This is a genomic window from Streptomyces durmitorensis, assembly GCF_023498005.1.
Lineage (GTDB): Bacteria > Actinomycetota > Actinomycetes > Streptomycetales > Streptomycetaceae > Streptomyces > Streptomyces durmitorensis.
In genome coordinates, this window is sequence record NZ_CP097289.1 from 2,718,401 (window position 1) to 2,736,887 (window position 18,487).

The following is an 18,487-nucleotide window of genomic DNA, read 5'->3' on the forward strand; positions in this document are numbered from 1 at the left end:
GAACTTCAAGTGCCTTTCTGAACATGCGTGTTGGCCCGAGACCATAGGTACGGACCATGCTTGCGTCAAGGCGTGAAGTCAGAGGTTCCCTGCACGAGAATTCACCGGACGGCGGAGCTCCTGCTCAGGGACCGGCCGGGGATGAATCCGGCCCCTCGCCCCAGACGCCGATGTGATCCGGCTCCTCCGTGAGCCGCACACGTCCGCGCAGCCCATAGCGCTCCACGTAGTCGCGCGGCAGCTGCAACCGTCCGGCCCGGTCCAGAACCGTGAACTCCTCCCCCGCACCGCCCTGTTCGCGCAGCGTCTCCGTGGACGTACGTCCGTCCCGGATGCGCACCGTGCGGCGGACCTGCCCGGAGACGAGCGGATCGTGCGTGACGACCAGGACGGTCGCGCCGAGTTCCTCATTGGCGCGGCGAAGCGCCGCGAACACCTCCTCGCCGCTGGCCGTGTCCAGCTCCCCGGTGGGCTCGTCGGCGAGCAGCACGCGCGGGGCGTTGGCGGAGGCGACCGCCACGGCGATGCGCTGCTGTTCGCCGCCGGACAGCTCGGCGGGCCGCCGGTCGCGGCAGTACGCGACACCGAGCACGCCGAGCAGTTCGGCGGCCCGTGCCGCGCGCTCGCGACGGGGCACGCGCGCGTACTTCATCGGCAGCGCGACGTTCTCCAGGGCGGTGAGGTACGGCAGCAGATTGCGTCCGGTCTGCTGCCACACGAACCCGACGGTGTTCCTGCGGTAGCCGAGGCGCTCGCGGCGCCCCATGGAGAGCAGGTCGTGCCCGGCGACCTTCGCCCGCCCCGCGGTCGGCAGGTCGAGCCCCGAAAGGATCGACAGGAGGGTGGACTTGCCGGACCCGGACGCGCCCACGAGCGCCACGCACTCCCCTTCGCCGACCACCAGGTCGAGCCCCTGGAGGGCCTGCACCTCCACCTTGTCGGTGCGATAGACGCGTACGAGGTTGTCGCAGACGACAAGACCCTCCTCCCCCGTGCGGCGGCGCGCGGCGTTCGCGCGGGCCTCCAGATCGGCGAGCTCAGTCATCGTTCCTCCCCAGTCGCAGTACGGCTCCAAGGCCCCGCCGCCGCCCCAGCCAGGTCTCCAGGCCCACGGCCGCGGCCACCAGGGCGAGGGTTCCCGCGGACAGCGCCGCGGTGAACAGCGCGTCCGTGCGCAGGACGGGCGCTGTGGGCCCGCCGGTGAACTCCCGCAGGTCGAGGGCGGGTCCGAGCAGTCCGGGCAGCGTCAGGCCGAGCGCCACGCCGCCGGCCACGGCCGCGAGCACCAGGGGCAGCAGCTGGAGCAGATGCAGCCCGGCGGTGGCCCGGCCGCCGAGCCCCAGGGTGCGCAGGCGGGCGGTGGTGGTGCCACGTGCGGGGGCGGACAGCAGGAGTTCGAGCACGAGGGCGAGCAGCGCGAGGAGCACGGCCAGGGCGGTGCAGGCGGTGTGCGCGGCGGTCACAGCAGCGGTCAGACCGTCCTCGTCGGCCTCGGCCTGCTCCTCGGCACGGATGCGCAGCTCTCCCGTGGCGGCGCCGGGTGCGGTGCGCGGGACGACGGAACGCAGCTCCCTGACGTCCAGATGGGGGCCGTAGAGAAGCAGGGCGGACGCCTCGAACTCACTCGCGCCGAAGGCCTTGAGGTCGCGGTTGTCGGCGAGCAGGAGGTGCTCCCTGGCCTCGGTGGCGGTGCCCACGGGGCCGAGTGCGGGATCGCGCCGCACGTCTTCGGGGAGGGCGCCCACGACGCGCAGGCGCCGCTCCTTGCCGTGCACGGTGATGGTCAGCACGTCCCCCGTGTCGGCCGCGTCGGCCAGCACCCGGATGTCACCGCCCCGTGCCGTCCCCTCGCTGAGCCCGGCGTCCCGCAGGGCGCGGCCGGCGGCCGAACTCCCCTCCACGGAACGCAACTTCGCGCCGTCGACGCCCACCAGGCTCGCGACCCCGTACCGCCCACCGTCCGTGGCGCTCACCGGATCGACCCGCATCTGCCGCACCGCCACGGTCTCCCGCACGCCACGCGCGCGTGCCAGGCGCCCGGCGGTGCCGGGGTCGCGCCCCACTCCCAGGAAGGAGGCATCGGCGCCCACCCGCCAGGCGGCGGCATCCCGCCGCCCTTCCGCCAGCGTCCCGGAGACCAGACCGCCGAACACGGCACCCGCCAGGGTCACCACCAGGACGAGCAGCGCGAGCGCGCGGGCGGGGGCCTCCTTGGCGGCGCGGGAGAGCGCGATGAGGGCCACGGCTCCGCGGCCACGGGCGGCCCAGCGCGCGAGGAGGCGCACCGGCAAGGGGTAGAGGCGCACGAGGACCACGACCGTGGCGAGCCCGAGCAGCACGGGCACGGCCGCGAGCAGCGGATCGCCTCCCGCGCCGCCCGTCGTCCCACGGGCCCGCAGCGCGAGGACACCGGCCAGAGCGACGGCCACCACGCCCGCCTCGGCGACGACTCGGCGCCCGCCGCCCGCCGCCCTGTCCCGCAGCAGCGCCCGGTCCCGCACGGCCCACCAGGTCAGCAGGGGCAGCACAAGCCACGCGCCCACGGCGACGAGCAGCCCTCGCCCGTACGCGGACGAGGCGTCCGGAAGCACCGATGCGACCGCGCAGCCGCCGCCGAACCCCAGCGCCACCGCGGGCGCGGTCCGCGCGGCACGCCCCAGGGCGATCCCCGGAGCCGATGCCCCGCGCGCGCGTTGCAGCCGATGGACGTCGAGCCCACGCCGTACGGACAGCAGGGCGCCGACCACCACGGCAGCGAGGCCGACCGCCGTCACCGAGGCGAGCGCGAAGGAGATCACGACACTGCCCTGCCGCCACTGCCGCTGGAACTCGCGCAGGGCGTCCGGCAGTTCGGTGGCGGTCTCCGACTCCGTGGCGGGATGCGAGCCGAGGGCGCAGTACATCCCGCCCCCGAAGCCGCCAGCCCCTCCGCCACACGTGACGCCCCGCACGGACTCCGGGTAACGGAGCATGAGGCGCTCGAAGTCGCGCTGCCCCTGGTCGCCGACGAAGCGGGCCGCGTCATCGCCGAGGTCGAGCCGCATGCCCCAGATCACGGTGAGATCGGCGCCCGACTGCTGCTGCAGCACTTCGACGCCGCGCGGCGCGAGCAGAGCACCGGCGTACACGGCCGCGCCGCTACGGGGATCCCGTGCCGTGCGGGCGAGCAGAGGCTGCTCACGCCAGAGCCGCCGCTCGCCGTCGGCGGCGTAGAACCCGACCACCCGTGCCGGTGCGTCCACCCTCTCCAACGCGCCGGGCCCGAGCCGGAGTTCCTGCCCGAGCCGCAGCTTCAGCGCGTCGCGGGTACGGGTGGAGACGGCGATCTCCACGACGCGTCCCCGCGCGGCGGGGGGCCGTCCGGCGGCGTACGCGGTACGGGGCGGGGCGTCGGATGCGTACACCAGCGACAGAGTGGTGCCGTCGCCGGTCCGTACGTTGGGCAGGGCGATCCGGGTGGAGTCGCGCGGGAGGTCGCCGCGCAGGGCGGTGGGCGCGGCGTTTTCGACCACGGTGGACAACCGCCGCAGCTCACCGCCCAGCGAGCCACCGCCCCCGCCCCTCTCCACCTCAGGCCCGAACCGCACCCGGTGCGTAACTCCAGGAGCATCCCTCTGCACCTGCTCAAGCCGCGACTCCAAGGCACCCCCGGCAGCCCGCTCAAGCACTCCGGGCCCGCCCACCGCCAGCCCACAAAGCACAAACACCAGCCCGGCAAGCGCCCCAAGGAGCCCCAACTCCCCACGCCTCACAAGCCCCCCTCCCCCCAACACGACCCCAGCTTCACAAGCAACCTCCCCCGTTCACCCGACACCCCCTGCCCCGCCCACTCCCCGCATCCCCCGAACGAACAAGCCTTTCCCGCCCACCCGCCCGATTGCCCCGCGGGTGCGAAGGGTGAGTGGGGGCGGGGCTTCGCGTCGCCGGTGGGCGGGGCGGTCCCGATTGCCCCGCGGGTGCGAAGGGTGAGTGGGGGCGGGGCTTCGCGTCGCCGGTGGGCGGGGCGGTACGGACTGGGTGGGTGGGCAGCGCGTACAGCAGCGGAGACGGGTAGAGGCGAGGGCTCCACATCCCTGGCGCGCGGGATCGACACGAACCGGGTGGGCAAGCAACACGTACAACAGCGGAGACGAGTAGAGGCAGCGGCTCCACATCCCCAGCGCGCGGGATCGACACGAACCGGGTGGGTGAGCAACACGTACAACAGCGGAGACGAGTAGAGGCGCGAGCTCCACATCCCCAGCGCGCGGGATCGACACAAAGCGGGCGGGTGAGCAACAGATACAACAGCGGAGGTGAAAGGGAGACGTATAGGCCGGCGGGGGATCCCACGGGAGCCCGGGTCCCACGCGCCCGCAGCCGGCAGCGCTCGCGAGGGGACGTGCCGGTATGTCCGCCCGGAGCACGGTTCGCGGCACTCCAGCAGCGAAGCAACCCAGCGGCCACCGGACGATAGCGAGGACGGACATACCGGCGCGGCCCCGCCCCCACAGACGAACCAGCCCCGCAGCAGCACCGCCTCCGCAGCCGGCCACACACCCAAGCCGGGGCCACACCCAAGCCAAGGCCACACCCAAGCCGCGACCACACCCAAACCAAGGCCACACCCAAGCCGCGACCACACCCAAGCCAAGGCCGCACCCAAGCCAAGGCCGCACCCAAGCCGCGACCACACCCAAGCCAAGGCCGCACCAAACCCAGCCCCGCCCCAGCCCCGCAGGGCCCCGCAGGGCCCCTCACCCGTCCTCCCCCGCCCGCAACACCCGCCCCAGATCCACCCGCCCCACAACCCGCGCCACCCCACTCACCACCCCACAGATCACCAGCGTCACCCCACCCGCCACCACCCACACCCACCCCCACGGCACCTCCGTGAGCAGCCCGGGAAAGACCGGGTCCCCCTCCGCGTCCACCGTCACCACCGGCATGATCACCGCAGCGAGCCCCGCCCCGAGCCCCGTACCCAGGAGCGCCGCCGCCCCCGCGAGCGCCAGCTGTTCCGTCCACAAGTACGCCGCGAGCTGCCCCCTCCGCACCCCCAGCGCCCTCAGCAGCGCGAACTCCCCCCCTCGCCCGCGCCGAAAGCACCGTATGCAGCGTGAAGGCGATGACCGCGAACGCCGGTGCGAGTGCGAGGCAGAGCCAGAGGCCGCCTCGTGCCCCGCGCCGCAGCGGATCCTCACCGAGCTCCACGCGCGCGTGCGGCACGTCCACGGCGGTGCCGAGCCGCGGCCTGTCCCGCACCGCCTCCCACGCGGCGGTCGCGTCTCCCCCCGCCACCCCCGCCCACCACACGCCGTCCGGCCCCGGCAGCGCCCCGCTCAGCACCAACTGGGCAGCCATCGCCCGCGAGTCGGCGAGTAACCGGGGCCGGTCCCGTGCCATGCCCGGCACCGCCGCGATCCGCCCGACGATCTTCAGCCGGGCACTGCCCCCCGTACTGCGCCGCAGCGTCACGACGTCCCCGACCCGCACCGCCCCGGAGTCCAGCAGCGCGCGGTCGGCGAGAGCCGGCGCCGCAGGGCGCGGGCGCCCCTTCGCGCTGTCCGTGCCGAGGCGGACGTTCCACGTCGGATACTTGAGCCGCGTGTCGGGCCCCCGCAGCACCGCGTCGAGCAGCACGCCACGCCCCGGCCGGTCCCCGCACAGCACAGGCCCGGGCGCCTCCCCCACCACCCCGCGCGGCGGCTCGACCCCGGGGCACCCCGCCCCGTACCGGTCAGGCGCGTCCTCGCGCAGGTCACGCCAGTCGGCCTCCTGGGCGAGCCCCGGCACCCGGTCGACACGGAGCCGGTAGGTGCGCCGCACCGTCTCGCCCGCCATGCTCAGGTCGATCTGCAGGATCCGTACGTCACCGCCGCGCACCGGCACCTTCAGGGGCACCACCCGAGAACCACTTCCTCCCCGAGAGCCACCTTCTTTAAGAAGAACGGCACTTGAGTGGACGAGGCCGTCTTCGTCCTCGAAGAAGACCGTCAGCCGGACCGGCACCGGACGGCCGGGCCCCTCCGCGGACAGCCGCACCCGGAGCGGGAGTTCACCCCCTGCCCCAGAGACCGAGCGAGAGCCCCCTGACCGCCCACCAGCAACCACAAGCCCATGTGCCAAAACCCCCACCCCCAGCGGCGCGACAAGCTCCCGCATGGGCCGCGACGCCAGATCCCCCCGCAGCGAAGGCACCGGACCCCGCCCGGTGTTGACTCCGGTGACGGCCACCGCGTCCTGCCCGATGTATCCCTCCGTGGTCACCACGGGAGTGACCGCATCGACCCCCGGCAGCGCGCTGTACGCGGCCCGCCGCTCCCCGGGCGGCACACTCTCCCCCGGTTCGATCCGCAGGTCGGCGCCCACCTGGAACGCGGCCTGGTCCCGGTCACCGCGGTCGAGAATGGCGAGGGCGGTGCTGCTCAGCGCCGCGACGGCCAGCGCGAGGGTCACCACCAGGGCGGGCCCGGCGTGCCGCGCCGCGCGCCGTCCGATCTGCCAGCCGCCGAGCGGCAGCACGAGGCCCCTGCCCCGCCGGGCGAGCGGGTCGATGGCCCGCGTCAGGAAGGGCAGCAGGCGCAGCACGAGCAGCGCGGCCGCCGTGGTCATCACCACGGGCGCGAACACGAGCACCGGATCGACGCCGTCCCCGGTCACCGGCGACCGGTACTGCCGCAGTTGCAGCCACCCCAGGACCGCCACCGCCCCCAGCGCCACATCGGCCCCGACCCGCTGCGCCCCCGCGAACCGCCCCACCCGCAGGCGAAGGCGGCTCACCGCCCGCCGGTCCCGCACCAGCCGCACCGTGGGCAGCAGCACCGCGCACCCGTGCACCACGACGGCGAAGCCGGAGGCCACCCACGCGGCGCCGATCACCGAAGCGTCCGGCATCCCACCGTGGAGCAGCCCCGCCCCTTCGAGCAGCCGCAGCAGCGGTCCCGCGAGGAAGGGCGCTGCGATCCCCACGGGGAGCGCGACCACCGCCCACTGCACCGCGGTCGACACGACGAGCCGCCGCGTCCCCGCGCCCCGGGCGGCCAGCAACGCCAGTTCAGGGCGCCGGTGTTCGGCGAGCTGGCGCCCGGTGAGCACCAGGGCCGCGACCGCGAGGGCGGCGAGCAGCGTGGCGGGGACGTAGAGCCCGGCGCGGGCCACGGCGATGGGCGTGGTGAGCCGGTCCAGGGCCCTGCGCAGCCCCGCCGAGACGGTCAGGTCGTCCGCGGCCCCCTTCCCCCGCAGCACCGAGAGCGAGGCATCGCTGCCGCCGAACGCCCGGGCCCGCTCCGCCAGCGGCCCGATGTCGCCGAGCCCAAGACCCCGCGCGTCGGGCACGCCGAGCCACAGCGCGCCCGCGTCCTTCGTGAGCCCCTGCCGCGCCGTGAACGCGCCGCGCGGCACGAGCGCGATGGAGTCGGCCGTCCCGAACGTACTGCTCAGGCCCGCCCAGACCGCGGGCGCGCGCCCCTCGGTCGCGTAGAGCCCGACGACCCGCATCCGCACCAGGCGCTCACCGGCGCCGCGCACGACCACGTCGTCGCCGGTCCGCACCGCGAGCTCGGCGGCGAACGCCCTGGTCAGCACGGTCTCCGTCACTCCACGGGACGAGCTGCCCGAGGAGCCGCCCCGCGGCCACCGGCCCGCCACCAGATCGGCGTGGGAGCGGGCCCCTTCGAGCGCGACCACGGACACGGTGGCGTCCTCGCGGCGACGGCCCCCGGCCTCGGTGACGGCGAGCTCGTCGTTGCGCGCTGCGGGCGTCCGCAGCGCGAGCCGCGTGCGGTGCGGCACGTCGCCATAGGTGCGGTCGACCGCCGCCCGTACGTCCGGGTCCCACCGCCGCACGCTGGCGGCGCCGTAGCGCCCGGCCACCTCGACGACGGCTTCCCGGTCCGCGGCGAGCCGCTGCCGCACCCCGCCCTCGACGGCCTTCTCGGTCAGCGCGGCAAGGGCAGCGAGGACCGTGGCCGCCAGCAGGACGGCGAGCCCGGCGGCCCCGAGCACCATCCCGTGATGCCGGCCGCTCCGCACCACGGCGGGCACGCGCCGTCCGCTCACCGCACCGGTCTCCCCCCGCGTGACCGGCACAGTATGGACGTACGCGATTGTGGCCCGCAATGCTCCGGTCGACAGGACCGAATCACCGCGGGCCACAAGCGAGTTGATGCAGCGTCAGCTGTCACCGACGACGAGGGTGTCAGCCCTTGTCGGCGACGAGCTCCTTCAGTGCGATGTTGAGCTGGAGGACGTTGACGCGGGGCTCGCCCACGAAGCCGAGGATCCGCCCGTCGGTGTGCGCGTCGACCAGCTTCTGGACTTGCGCGACGCCCAAGTGGTTCTTGTCCGCGATGCGGTGCACCTGGAGGTCGGCGTACTCCGGGGAGATGTGCGGGTCCAGGCCCGAGCCGGAGGAGGTGACGGCCTCGGCCGGCACGTCCGAGGGCCTGACCTTGAAACCGGCCGTGGAGTTGTCCTTGACCACGGCGGCCTTGGCGGCCTTGACGTTCGCGATCAGGTCCTTGTTGTCACCGGCCAGGTTCGTGGCGCCGGACAGGATGAGGTTGTACTGGGTGTTCACCCCCGCGTCCTGGTTGGAGCCGAGGCCGTTGGACGGCCTGGGCTGGAACCACTTCAGGTCGGGCTCAGCGGTCTCCTGGCCCTTCTTGAGCGGCAGGTCGTACCGCTGCCCGATGAGTTCGGAGCCGACGACCTTGCCCTCGCTCTTGATCTCGGAGCCGTTGGCCTTGTTGTTGAACAGGCCCTGGGCGATCCCGGTGACGGCCAGCGGATAGATGACACCGCAGATCACGGTCAGCACGAGCAGGGCACGCAGACCCGCCCCCAGCAACCGCGCCGTGCTTGCAACGGAGTTGTTCATGGAGATCAGCACGCTTTCGAGAACTACAGCCCGGGGATGAGGGAGATGAGAAGGTCAATGATCTTGATGCCGATGAACGGCGCGACGAGACCGCCGAGTCCGTAGATGCCGAGGTTGCGCCGCAGCATCCTGTCCGCGCTCATCGGCCGGTACCGCACGCCCTTCAGGGCCAGCGGCACCAGGGCGATGATGATCAGCGCGTTGAAGATGACGGCCGACAGAATCGCCGACTCCGGAGACGACAGGTTCATGATGTTGAGCTTGTCGAGGCCGGGATAGACCACGGCGAACATCGCGGGGATGATCGCGAAGTACTTCGCGACGTCGTTGGCGATCGAGAAGGTCGTCAACGCGCCCCGGGTGATCAGGAGTTGCTTGCCGATCTCGACGATCTCGATGAGCTTGGTGGGGTTGGAGTCCAGGTCCACCATGTTCCCGGCCTCCTTGGCGGCCGAGGTCCCGGTGTTCATCGCCACGCCCACATCCGCCTGGGCAAGCGCGGGCGCGTCGTTCGTGCCGTCACCGGTCATCGCGACGAGCTTGCCGCCCGCCTGCTCGCGCTTGATCAGCGCCATCTTGTCCTCGGGCGTGGCCTCGGCGAGGAAGTCGTCCACGCCCGCCTCGTCCGCGATCGCCTTGGCGGTCAGCGGGTTGTCACCCGTGATCATGACCGTCTTGATGCCCATGCGCCGCAGCTCGTCGAACCGCTCGCGCATGCCCTCCTTGACGACGTCCTTCAGGTGGATGACGCCGAGTACGCGCGCCCCCTTCTCGTCCTCCGCCGCGACCAGGAGCGGTGTGCCACCGGCCTGCGAGATGGTGTCGGTCAGGGCCTGGGCGTCGTCGGAGACGGTGCCGCCGTTCTCGGTGACCCAGGCGACGACCGAACCGGTCGCGCCCTTGCGGACCTTGCGCCCGGTCCCGTCCTGGACGAGGTCGACACCCGACATCCGCGTCTGCGCGGTGAAGGCGACCCACTCGGCCCCCTCCAGCTCACCCTGGTGACGCTCGCGAAGCCCGTACTTCTCCTTCGCCAGTACGACGATGGAGCGGCCCTCGGGCGTCTCGTCGGCCAGCGACGAGAGCTGGGCGGCGTCCGCGAGCTCGGCCTCGGTCGTCCCGCGCACCGGCACGAACTCGGCGGCCTGACGGTTGCCGAGCGTGATGGTGCCCGTCTTGTCGAGCAGCAGCGTCGAGACGTCACCGGCGGCCTCGACTGCACGGCCGGACATGGCAAGGACGTTGCGCTGGACCAGACGGTCCATGCCCGCGATGCCGATCGCGGAGAGGAGCGCGCCGATGGTCGTCGGGATCAGGCAGACCAGGAGCGCGGCAAGCACGATCATGGACTGCTCGGCACCGGCGTACACGGCGAACGGCTGGAGCGTGACGACCGCGAGCAGGAAGACGATGGTGAGGGACGCGAGAAGGATGTTGAGCGCGATCTCGTTGGGCGTCTTCTGCCGTGCCGCGCCCTCGACCAGGTTGATCATGCGGTCGATGAACGTCTCGCCGGGCTTCGTCGTGATCTTGATGACGATCCGGTCGGAGAGGACCTTCGTGCCGCCGGTGACGGCGGACCTGTCACCGCCCGACTCCCGGATGACCGGGGCCGATTCACCGGTGATCGCCGACTCGTCGACGCTCGCGACACCCTCGACGACGTCGCCGTCGCCGGGGATCACGTCGCCCGCCTCACAGACGACCAGGTCACCGATGCGCAGCTCCGTGCCCGGCACCGACTCTTCGGTGCTGCCGCTCAGACGGCGCGCGACGGTGTCGGTCTTGGCCTTGCGCAGGGTGTCCGCCTGCGCCTTGCCGCGGCCCTCGGCCACCGCCTCCGCCAGGTTCGCGAAGATCGTGGTGAGCCACAGCCAGGCGGCGATCGCCCAGCCGAACCAGTCCCCCGGGTCCTTGACCGCGAGGACCGTGGTGATCACCGAGCCGACGAGCACCACGAACATGACGGGCGACTTGATCATCACCCGCGGATCGAGCTTCCGCACGGCGTCCGGGAAGGACTTCAGGAGCTGCTTGGGGTCGAACAGACCCCCGCCGACACGGCTGTCGCCCTTGGCGTCCTTGTGCCCGCCGGGCACGTCCTGGTGCGGCGCACGGGTGGGAGTGGCGGTGGACATGGAGCCGGGCTCCTCTGGCTTCTTTATGTCGGTGGTCATGACGCAAGCCCCTCGGCCAGCGGCCCGAGGGCCAGTGCGGGGAAGTAGGTCAGACCGGTGATGATCATGATGGTGCCGACCAGCAACCCGGTGAACAGCGGCTTCTCGGTGCGCAGGGTGCCCGCGGTCGCCGGGATCGGCTTCTGCTCGGCGAGCGAACCCGCAAGGGCGAGGACGAACACCATCGGCAGGAACCGGCCCAGCAGCATCGCGAGGCCGATCGTGGTGTTGAACCAGTTCGTGTCCGCGCTCAGGCCCGCGAACGCCGAACCGTTGTTGTTGGCGCCCGAGGTGTAGGCGTAGAGGATCTCGGAGAAGCCGTGCGCGCCGGAGTTGAGCATCGAGTCCTTGGGCGTGGGCAGCGCCATCGACACCGCGGTGAATCCGAGGACCAGGGCGGGCGTGATGAGGATGTAGCAGGCCGCCAGCTTGATCTCGCGGGTGCCGATCTTCTTGCCCAGGTACTCCGGCGTACGCCCCACCATCAGACCGGCGATGAACACCGCGATGATGGCCATGATCAACATGCCGTACAGACCCGACCCCGTACCACCCGGCGCGATCTCGCCCAACTGCATGCCCAGCAGGTTGAGCCCGCCGCCGAAACCGGTGTTGGAGGAGTGGAAGGAGTTGACCGCACCCGTCGAGGTCAGCGTCGTGGCGACCGAGAAGATCGCCGAACCGCCGATCCCGAACCGCGTCTCCTTGCCCTCCATCGCGCCACCCGCGACATCGAACGCGGGACCGCCGTGGTGGAACTCCGTCCACATCATCAGCGCGGTGAACCCGACCCAGATCGTCACCATCGTGGCGAGGATCGCGTACCCCTGCCGCACGCTGCCGACCATGCGGCCGAAGGTGCGGGTCAGGGCGAAGGGGATCACCAGGATCAGGAAGACCTCGAAGAGGTTGGAGAGGCCGTTCGGATTCTCGAAGGGGTGGGCGGAGTTGGCGTTGAAGTAGCCGCCTCCGTTGGTGCCCAGCTCCTTGATGACCTCCTGCGAGGCCACCGCACCGCCGTTCCACTGCTGACTGCCGCCCATGAACTGGCCGACCCCGTGGATTCCGGAGAAGTTCTGGATCGCGCCACAGGCGACGAGGACGAGCGCGCCGATCACCGAGATCGGGATCAGGATGCGGACCGTGCCGCGCACCAGGTCGGACCAGAAGTTCCCCAGCTCACCCGTGCGCGAGCGGGCGAAGCCCCGCACCAGGGCCACCGCGACGGCGATGCCCACGGCCGCGGAGAGGAAGTTCTGGACCGCGAGGCCGCCGGTCTGCACGACGTGGCCCATGGCCTGCTCGCCGTAGTACGACTGCCAGTTGGTGTTCGCCACGAACGACGCGGCGGTGTTGAACGCCTGGTCCGGATCGATGGCCTTGAAGCCGAGCGACCCGGGCAGCGAGCCCTGGAGCCGCTGCAGCAGATACAGGAACAGCACGCTCACGGCGGAGAAGGCGAGCACCCCGCGCAGATAGGCGGGCCAGCGCATCTCGGCGTTCGGGTTGGCGCCTATGCCCTTGTAGATCCACTTCTCCACGCGCAGATGCTTCTCGGAGGAGTAGACCTTGGCCATGTAGTCACCAAGCGGACGGTATGCCAGGGCCAGCGCCACGATCAGCGCCAGGAACTGGAGCACACCAGCAAGAACAGGGCTCATATCCGTACTCAGAACCTCTCCGGGAACACGAGAGCGAGGACGAGATAGCCCAGCAGGGCGACGGCCACGACGAGACCGACGATGTTCTCGGCAGTCACAGCTTCGCCACCCCCTTGGCGATGAACGCCACCAGCGCGAATACCGCGATCGTGGTGACGACGAAGGCCACGTCGGCCATCGTGTGCTCCTAGATGAGATGCGAGTGATCTGACGTCTTGAGCAAACCCCCTCCGTGGCCGAAATCGACCGCCGTTGACGCCTCCCTTACGTCCCTTGGCGCCCCATTGACGACTCTCTTACGGCTGCCTGCGCCCACCTGCCATCAACCGGCTCCCACCTGCGAAAACGCCGATGGGCCGCACTCCCGTCAGGGAGTACGGCCCATCGGCCTGCAACTCGTGAGGCATCAGCGCCCCGTAAGGGGCGCGGGGAACTGCGCGACCAGCCCCCACCGACCCGAGGGTTCATCACCGCACTTCCAGCGGAGCGCTAGCGCACCTCGGTGATCTCAGGGCCCCGCTGGAGCTGGCCCATGCCGCCGGAGAAGCGCGAGCCCTCCTGCTGCTCCTGCTGGACAGCGCCCTCGGCGACCATCTGGGCGTCGTCGGGCAGCTTCAGGACGATCGGGTCACGGGGGGCCATCGGGCCGTCCCCGCGCACGATGACGGTGTCCCGGAAGATCTGCTCCAGGAGACCCGCGGCCTGCGGCTGCACCGCGCCCTGGCCGGAGATGACCCCGCGCAGGAACCACCGCGGGCCGTCGACACCGATGAAGCGCACGACCTGCACGCCACCCGTGCCGTCCGGCAGCTGCACCGGCACCTGCGCGCGCAGCTCCCAGCCGAGGGGGCCCTCGACCTCGTCGATGACACCGCCCTGCTGGGTGATGCCGGAGGCGATCTCCTCGCGGACCTCGCCCCAGATGCCCTGCTTCTTGGGGGCGGCGAAGCCCTGGAGCTGGATGGCGCTGTCCTGGAGCACGACGGTCGCGGCGACGATCGCGTCACCCGCGACCTCCACCCGCAGCTCCATGCCCTCGACACCCGGTACGAAGAGTCCGCCCAGGTCGACGCGGCCCTCGCCGGGCTCCCGGACCTCCGAGACGTCCCAGGGACCGTCGGGGCGGGGCTCGGGCTCGAGCCTCACGCGCGAGGACGCGGCGGCCGTGTCATCACTGTCAGCACCGTCAGGGTCCCCGACGACCTGCTCGGCCTCGCCCGCCGCGTCCTCGGCGGCACTGTCCTTCTTGCGACGTCCGAACACGTCACTGTCCTTCCCGGTCAGATACGACCGATGCGTATCGATTCCCACCCGTTTGTTCACCCGGGCCTGTGCCCACGGCGGCATGGCCGCCGGTGGACCCGAAGCCCCCCTCGGCCCGCGCCGAGTCGGGAAGCTCCGCCACCTCCCGGAAGCGCACCTTCTCGACCTGCTGGACGACCAGTTGGGCAATCCGGTCGAAGCGCTCGAACCGCACGCGTTCGTGCGGGTCGAGATTCACCACGATCACCTTGATCTCTCCACGGTACCCGGCATCCACCGTCCCTGGGGCATTCACCAGGGCGACACCGCAGCGGGCGGCGAGACCCGAACGAGGGTGCACGAAGGCCGCGTACCCCTCGGGCAGCGCGACAGACACACCGGTGGGCAGCACCGCCCGCTCGCCCGGGGCGAGTTCGTGCGCTTGCGTGGTCCGCAGATCCGCTCCGGCGTCGCCGGGCTGCGCGTACGACGGCAGCGGCACTTCGGGGTCGACGCGACGGATCAGGACGTCGAGCTCCGGGCGGGGTGCGGGGGTCACGGGTTCACCTCGAAAGCGCGTGCGCGGCGGAGCTGGTCCGGGTCGTCCATGGCGGCCCGGATCTCCTCCGGGCGGCCGTTCTCGACGAAGTGGTCGACCTTGACCTCGATGAAGAGGGCCTTGGCACGGACGGCGACGGGCCCCTCGGGGCCGCCGATCCGCCCGGTGGCCCGGGAGTAGATCTTCCGTCCCGCGACGGCGGTCACCTCGGCCTCGAGGAAGAGCACGGTGCCGAGCGGCACGGGCAGCGCGAAGTCGGTCTCGAGCCGTCCGGTCACGGCGATCACCCGCAGCAGCCAGTTCAGCGAGCCGAGCGTCTCGTCGAGCGCCGTGGCGAGCACCCCGCCGTGGGCGAGGCCGGGAGCGCCCTGGTGGGCCTCGCGGACGGTGAACTCGGCGGTGACGGCGACGCCTTCACCGGCGTACGCCGCGAGGTGCAGCCCGTGGGCCTGCCCTTCGCCACAGCCGAAACAGTGCTCGTAATGGGCTCCGATGAGCTCCCCGGGGGCGGGCGCGTCGGGGTGGCGGACGGGCGCTATGGCGTCGGCCGGGGGCGTCAGAGCTGCAGAAGTACCACTCACAGCCGCAGACCTTACCCGCGAGTCCAGTGACTCAGCTCATCGTGCCAAGCTTGGCTGCATGCAGCCTTACGAAGAACGCCTGACGGCGCCCCGTTCCTGGTGGCTTGTCTCGCTCCTGGTCGGCGTCGCGACGGCACTGATCATGCTCCCCTTCGGGACCCTGCCGCTGCTCGGCGGCCTGGTCGCCGGTACGGCGGTCGCCGCGGTCGTCACCAGTTCGTACGGCTCCCCCCGGATCCGCGTGGTGGCGGGCTCGCTCGTCGTGGGTGACGCGAAGATCCCGGTCTCCGCCCTGGGCGAGCCGGTGGTGCTCGACGCGGAGGAGGCGCGCGCCTGGCGCGGCCCGAAGGCCGACCCGCGCGCCTTCATGCTGCTGCGCGCCTACATCCCCACGGCGCTGCGCGTGGAGATCACGGACCCGCAGGACCCGACTCCGTACGTGTACGTGTCGACGCGGAACCCCGAGGCGCTCGCGGCAGCGCTGACGGCGGTGCGGACTTCTTAGGCTTCTCGGGGACCTGCTGCGGGGCCTGCCGCGTCAGCGCCCCAGCTCCTTGCGCAGGCCGCCGGGGTGCAGCGGGTCCAGAGGCCTCACGGGCTGCTCAAGGGGCGGCAGCTCGGGCAGGGCGTCCCAGGGCACCTGCGCCCTCCGCAGGTCCGCACGGACCCGCTCAGCGAGCTTCTTGGTGTCCCGGCGGTTCATGACCGCCCCCACTGCGGCGCCCACCATGAAGGGCATCAGGTTCGGGAGGTTCCGCACCATGCGCTTCATGATCTGCTGGCGCAGCTCGCGCTTCATCTGGCCGCCGAGCGCGGCGTTGATCGACGCGGGCTTCACCACGTCGATGCCCCGCTCCTCGGTCCACGCGGTGAGGTAGGCGGTGCTGCGCTCCTTGAGATTGCCCGGCGGACGCAGGCCGTAGACCTCGTGGAGTTCGGCGATCAGCTTCAGCTCGATGGCCGCTACGCCGGTGATCTCGGCGGCCATCTCCGCGGGCATCGCGGGCGGCACGGGCATCATCGCCGCGGCGCCGACTCCGGCCCCGACCGTCGAGGTTCCGTTGGCCGCGCCGGAGATGAGTTTGTCCGCGAGCTGCTCCGGGTCGAGGCCCGGGAACTGCTTGCGGAGGGTGCCCAGGTCGCGGATCGGGACCCGCGGGGCGTTCTCGATGATCCGGTCGGCGAGATAGCCGATGCCGGCCTTGGCGCCGCGTCCGCTCATGCGTACGCCCGCCTTGACTCCGTCCGTGACGGCGGCAACGCGGCCCTTGGACCCATTGGCCCTGGACGCCTTGTCGGCCGCCGTCTCGTCGTGTGCCACCGCTGGTGCGTTCGCCGGTCCGAGCGAGGCTGTTCCTGTGGGGGAAGAGCCCCGCTCGTCGTCACGTACGCCGCCGTCGGCAGCGTTCGGTTGGTCCGCTCCGCGCTTGCGGAAGCGGCGCTTCCTCGGCGGGGTCGAGCCTGTCACGGCCGACCCTGCCCTAGTCGCAGTCGCGGCAGATCGGCTGGCCGTTCTTCTCCCTGGCCAGCTGGCTGCGGTGGTGCACCAGGAAGCAGCTCATGCAGGTGAACTCGTCCTGCTGCTTCGGGAGCACCCGAACGGCGAGCTCCTCGTTCGAAAGGTCCGCGCCGGGCAGCTCAAGGCCCTCTGCGGCCTCGAACTCGTCGACGTCTACGGCCGACGTCGACTTGTCGTTCCGACGTGCCTTGAGTTCCTCGATGCTGTCCTCGTTGACGTCATCGTCGGTCTTACGTGGGGTGTCGTAGTCCGTTGCCATGTCGCTCTCCCCCTCTGGGTGTCTGCGGTGTCTCAGCGCTCGTAACGCGTGAGAGGCCGGACTTGTGCCCGACCTGAGGCGGAGATTTTGCCTCACATCAAGGTCTGTTACTCAATCGACACCCAACCGCACCCCTGAAGAGGTGATCGGTTTGGATGGCGATCGGGACCGTACACGGTCCGAATGTCGCACTTCACAGGCGCCACCCCGTGTACTTCCCGTGATCAAGACCCCTGAAAACCCGGATTTTCCCGGCTTTCCAACGACTTTCACGATCACGGAGAGTAGATGGCCGAAAATTCGCCCCTGTGATCGATCGCACATGGAGCCTCCAGGAACAGGTCCCGAAAATTCCGCGCAAAGCGAACACGTCGGCGCGTCCGCGGCAGCATCTCAGAGAGGAAGGGTGACTCGCATCACGAGCCCTCCCCCCTCGCGCGGCTCCGCGATGATACGGCCCCCGTGGGCCCTCGCCACCGACCGGGCGATCGACAGGCCGAGTCCGACGCCCTTGTCGCTGCCCGTGCGCTCGGTCCGCAGCCGCCGGAACGGCTCGAAGAGGTTGTCGATCTCGTAGGCGGGCACCACGGGGCCCGTGTTCGCCACCACCAGGACCGCCTGGCCGTGCTGGGCCTCCGTGGTGACCTCGACCCAGCCCTCGTCCGGCACGTTGTACCTGACGGCGTTCTGGACGAGGTTCAGGGCGATCCGCTCCAGGAGGACGCCGTTGCCCTGCACGACGGCCGGGCCGCGCTCACCGCGGATCTCCACGCCCTTCGCGTCCGCCTCGGTCAGCACCTGGTCGACGGCGCGGTCGGCGACCTCGGCGAGGTCGACCGGCTTGCGCTCCACGATCTGGTTGTCGCTGCGGGCGAGCAGCAGCAGACCCTCCACGAGCTGCTCACTGCGCTCGTTCGTGGCCAGGAGCGTCTTGCCGAGCTGATGGAGCTCGGGGGGCGCCCCCGGGTCGGAGAGGTGCACCTCGAGCAGCGTGCGGTTGATCGCGAGCGGGGTGCGCAGTTCGTGCGAGGCGTTCCCGACGAACCGCTGCTGGGCGGTGAAGGCCCGCTCCAGACGGTCGAGCATCTCGTCGAAGGTGTCCGAGAGCTCCTTCAACTCGTCGTCGGGACCGTCCAGTTCGATGCGACGGGACAGGTCCGTGCCGGCCACCCTGCGCGCGGTGCGCGTGATGCGGCCGAGCGGCGAAAGGACGCGGCCCGCCATCGCGTAACCGAAGGCGAAGGCGATCACCGCGAGCCCGAGCAGGGCGAGCAGCGAGCGGCTCAGGAGGTTGTCCAGGGCGTGCTGGCGCTGTTCGTTGACGCAGGCGTTCATGGCGTTGTTGAGCTCACCGGCCGACGGCGAGCTCGGGAAGTTGCACGTGTCGCTGGCCACCTGGCCGGAGACGATCTTGAACGGCAGGTCGCTGCCCACGTTCAGGGCCTGCGCGGCGAGCAGATAGATGATCGAGAGCAGCAGGATGCCCGCGATCAGGAACATGCCGCCGTAGAGCAGCGTGAGGCGTATACGGATCGTGGGACGCAGCCACGGGAAGGGCGCTTCGGCCTTCCTGGGGTCCCAGGTGGGTTTCGGAGGCGCTGCTGGTGGCGCCGGGGTCGCGGCCACCGG

Annotated in this window: 14 protein-coding genes and 1 pseudogene; 1 reads left to right on the forward strand and 14 read right to left on the reverse strand. The window is 71.4% G+C overall.

Annotated elements, in window-relative coordinates; all coding sequences use genetic code 11:
• Positions 1-124 precede the first annotated feature (124 nt).
• From M4V62_RS12065 to M4V62_RS12110, 11 genes and pseudogenes are all read right to left on the reverse strand, one after another.
• Entirely contained in the window at positions 125-1,045 is a 921-nt protein-coding gene (locus M4V62_RS12065; protein ID WP_249587260.1) for an ABC transporter ATP-binding protein, read from the reverse strand.
• Positions 1,038-3,587 (reverse strand): hypothetical protein, encoded by a 2,550-nt coding sequence (locus M4V62_RS12070; RefSeq protein WP_249587261.1) that lies wholly within the window; start codon positions 3,585-3,587, stop codon positions 1,038-1,040. Before M4V62_RS12070 ends, M4V62_RS12065 begins: the two co-directional genes overlap by 8 nt.
• Positions 3,588-4,736: 1,149 nt before the next feature.
• Positions 4,737-5,183 (reverse strand): FtsX-like permease family protein, encoded by a 447-nt coding sequence (locus M4V62_RS43875; RefSeq protein WP_430626889.1) that lies wholly within the window; start codon positions 5,181-5,183, stop codon positions 4,737-4,739.
• Positions 5,184-6,789: 1,606 nt separating this feature from the next.
• Positions 6,790-7,989 (reverse strand): annotated as a pseudogene (locus M4V62_RS43880) (FtsX-like permease family protein); the annotation flags it as partial.
• 190 nt (positions 7,990-8,179) lie between these two features.
• Positions 8,180-8,860: a potassium-transporting ATPase subunit C gene (locus M4V62_RS12080; RefSeq protein WP_249587262.1), complete on the reverse strand. Its 681-nt coding sequence runs from the start codon at positions 8,858-8,860 to the stop codon at positions 8,180-8,182.
• Positions 8,861-8,883: 23 nt separating this feature from the next.
• The gene (gene kdpB / locus M4V62_RS12085; RefSeq protein WP_249587263.1) at positions 8,884-11,037 is read right to left on the reverse strand and encodes a potassium-transporting ATPase subunit KdpB; all 2,154 of its coding nucleotides are present in this window, start codon (positions 11,035-11,037) and stop codon (positions 8,884-8,886) included.
• Positions 11,034-12,698 carry a potassium-transporting ATPase subunit KdpA gene (gene kdpA, locus M4V62_RS12090; protein ID WP_249587264.1) on the reverse strand — a complete coding sequence of 555 codons (1,665 nt, stop codon included), beginning with the start codon at positions 12,696-12,698 and terminating at the stop codon, positions 11,034-11,036. Before kdpA ends, kdpB begins: the two co-directional genes overlap by 4 nt.
• Before the next feature lie 8 nt (positions 12,699-12,706).
• Entirely contained in the window at positions 12,707-12,796 is a 90-nt protein-coding gene (gene kdpF, locus M4V62_RS12095) for a K(+)-transporting ATPase subunit F (RefSeq protein ID WP_033264828.1), read from the reverse strand.
• A gap of 391 nt (positions 12,797-13,187) precedes the next feature.
• Positions 13,188-13,961 carry a DUF3710 domain-containing protein gene (locus M4V62_RS12100; protein ID WP_249587265.1) on the reverse strand — a complete coding sequence of 258 codons (774 nt, stop codon included), beginning with the start codon at positions 13,959-13,961 and terminating at the stop codon, positions 13,188-13,190.
• A gap of 1 nt (position 13,962) precedes the next feature.
• Positions 13,963-14,499: a dUTP diphosphatase gene (dut, locus tag M4V62_RS12105; RefSeq protein WP_249587266.1), complete on the reverse strand. Its 537-nt coding sequence runs from the start codon at positions 14,497-14,499 to the stop codon at positions 13,963-13,965.
• Positions 14,496-15,080 carry a PaaI family thioesterase gene (locus tag M4V62_RS12110; RefSeq protein WP_249587267.1) on the reverse strand — a complete coding sequence of 195 codons (585 nt, stop codon included), beginning with the start codon at positions 15,078-15,080 and terminating at the stop codon, positions 14,496-14,498. The genes dut and M4V62_RS12110 overlap by 4 nt, the downstream gene beginning before the upstream one ends.
• Before the next feature lie 58 nt (positions 15,081-15,138).
• Between M4V62_RS12110 and M4V62_RS12115 the strand changes: the two genes are divergently transcribed.
• Positions 15,139-15,585, forward strand: coding sequence for a DUF3093 domain-containing protein (locus tag M4V62_RS12115; protein ID WP_249587268.1), 447 nt, complete (start codon positions 15,139-15,141; stop codon positions 15,583-15,585).
• Positions 15,586-15,618: 33 nt separating this feature from the next.
• Here M4V62_RS12115 and M4V62_RS12120 read toward each other — a convergent pair whose 3' ends face one another.
• The 3 genes from M4V62_RS12120 to M4V62_RS12130 form a co-directional block, all read right to left on the reverse strand.
• Positions 15,619-16,548: a hypothetical protein gene (locus M4V62_RS12120; RefSeq protein WP_249587269.1), complete on the reverse strand. Its 930-nt coding sequence runs from the start codon at positions 16,546-16,548 to the stop codon at positions 15,619-15,621.
• 13 nt (positions 16,549-16,561) lie between these two features.
• Positions 16,562-16,858 carry a DUF4193 domain-containing protein gene (locus M4V62_RS12125; RefSeq protein WP_055544889.1) on the reverse strand — a complete coding sequence of 99 codons (297 nt, stop codon included), beginning with the start codon at positions 16,856-16,858 and terminating at the stop codon, positions 16,562-16,564.
• A 393-nt stretch (positions 16,859-17,251) separates the two neighbouring features.
• Positions 17,252-18,484, reverse strand: a complete 1,233-nt coding sequence (locus M4V62_RS12130) for a sensor histidine kinase (protein ID WP_249587270.1) — start codon at positions 18,482-18,484, stop codon at positions 17,252-17,254.
• Positions 18,485-18,487 lie beyond the last annotated feature (3 nt).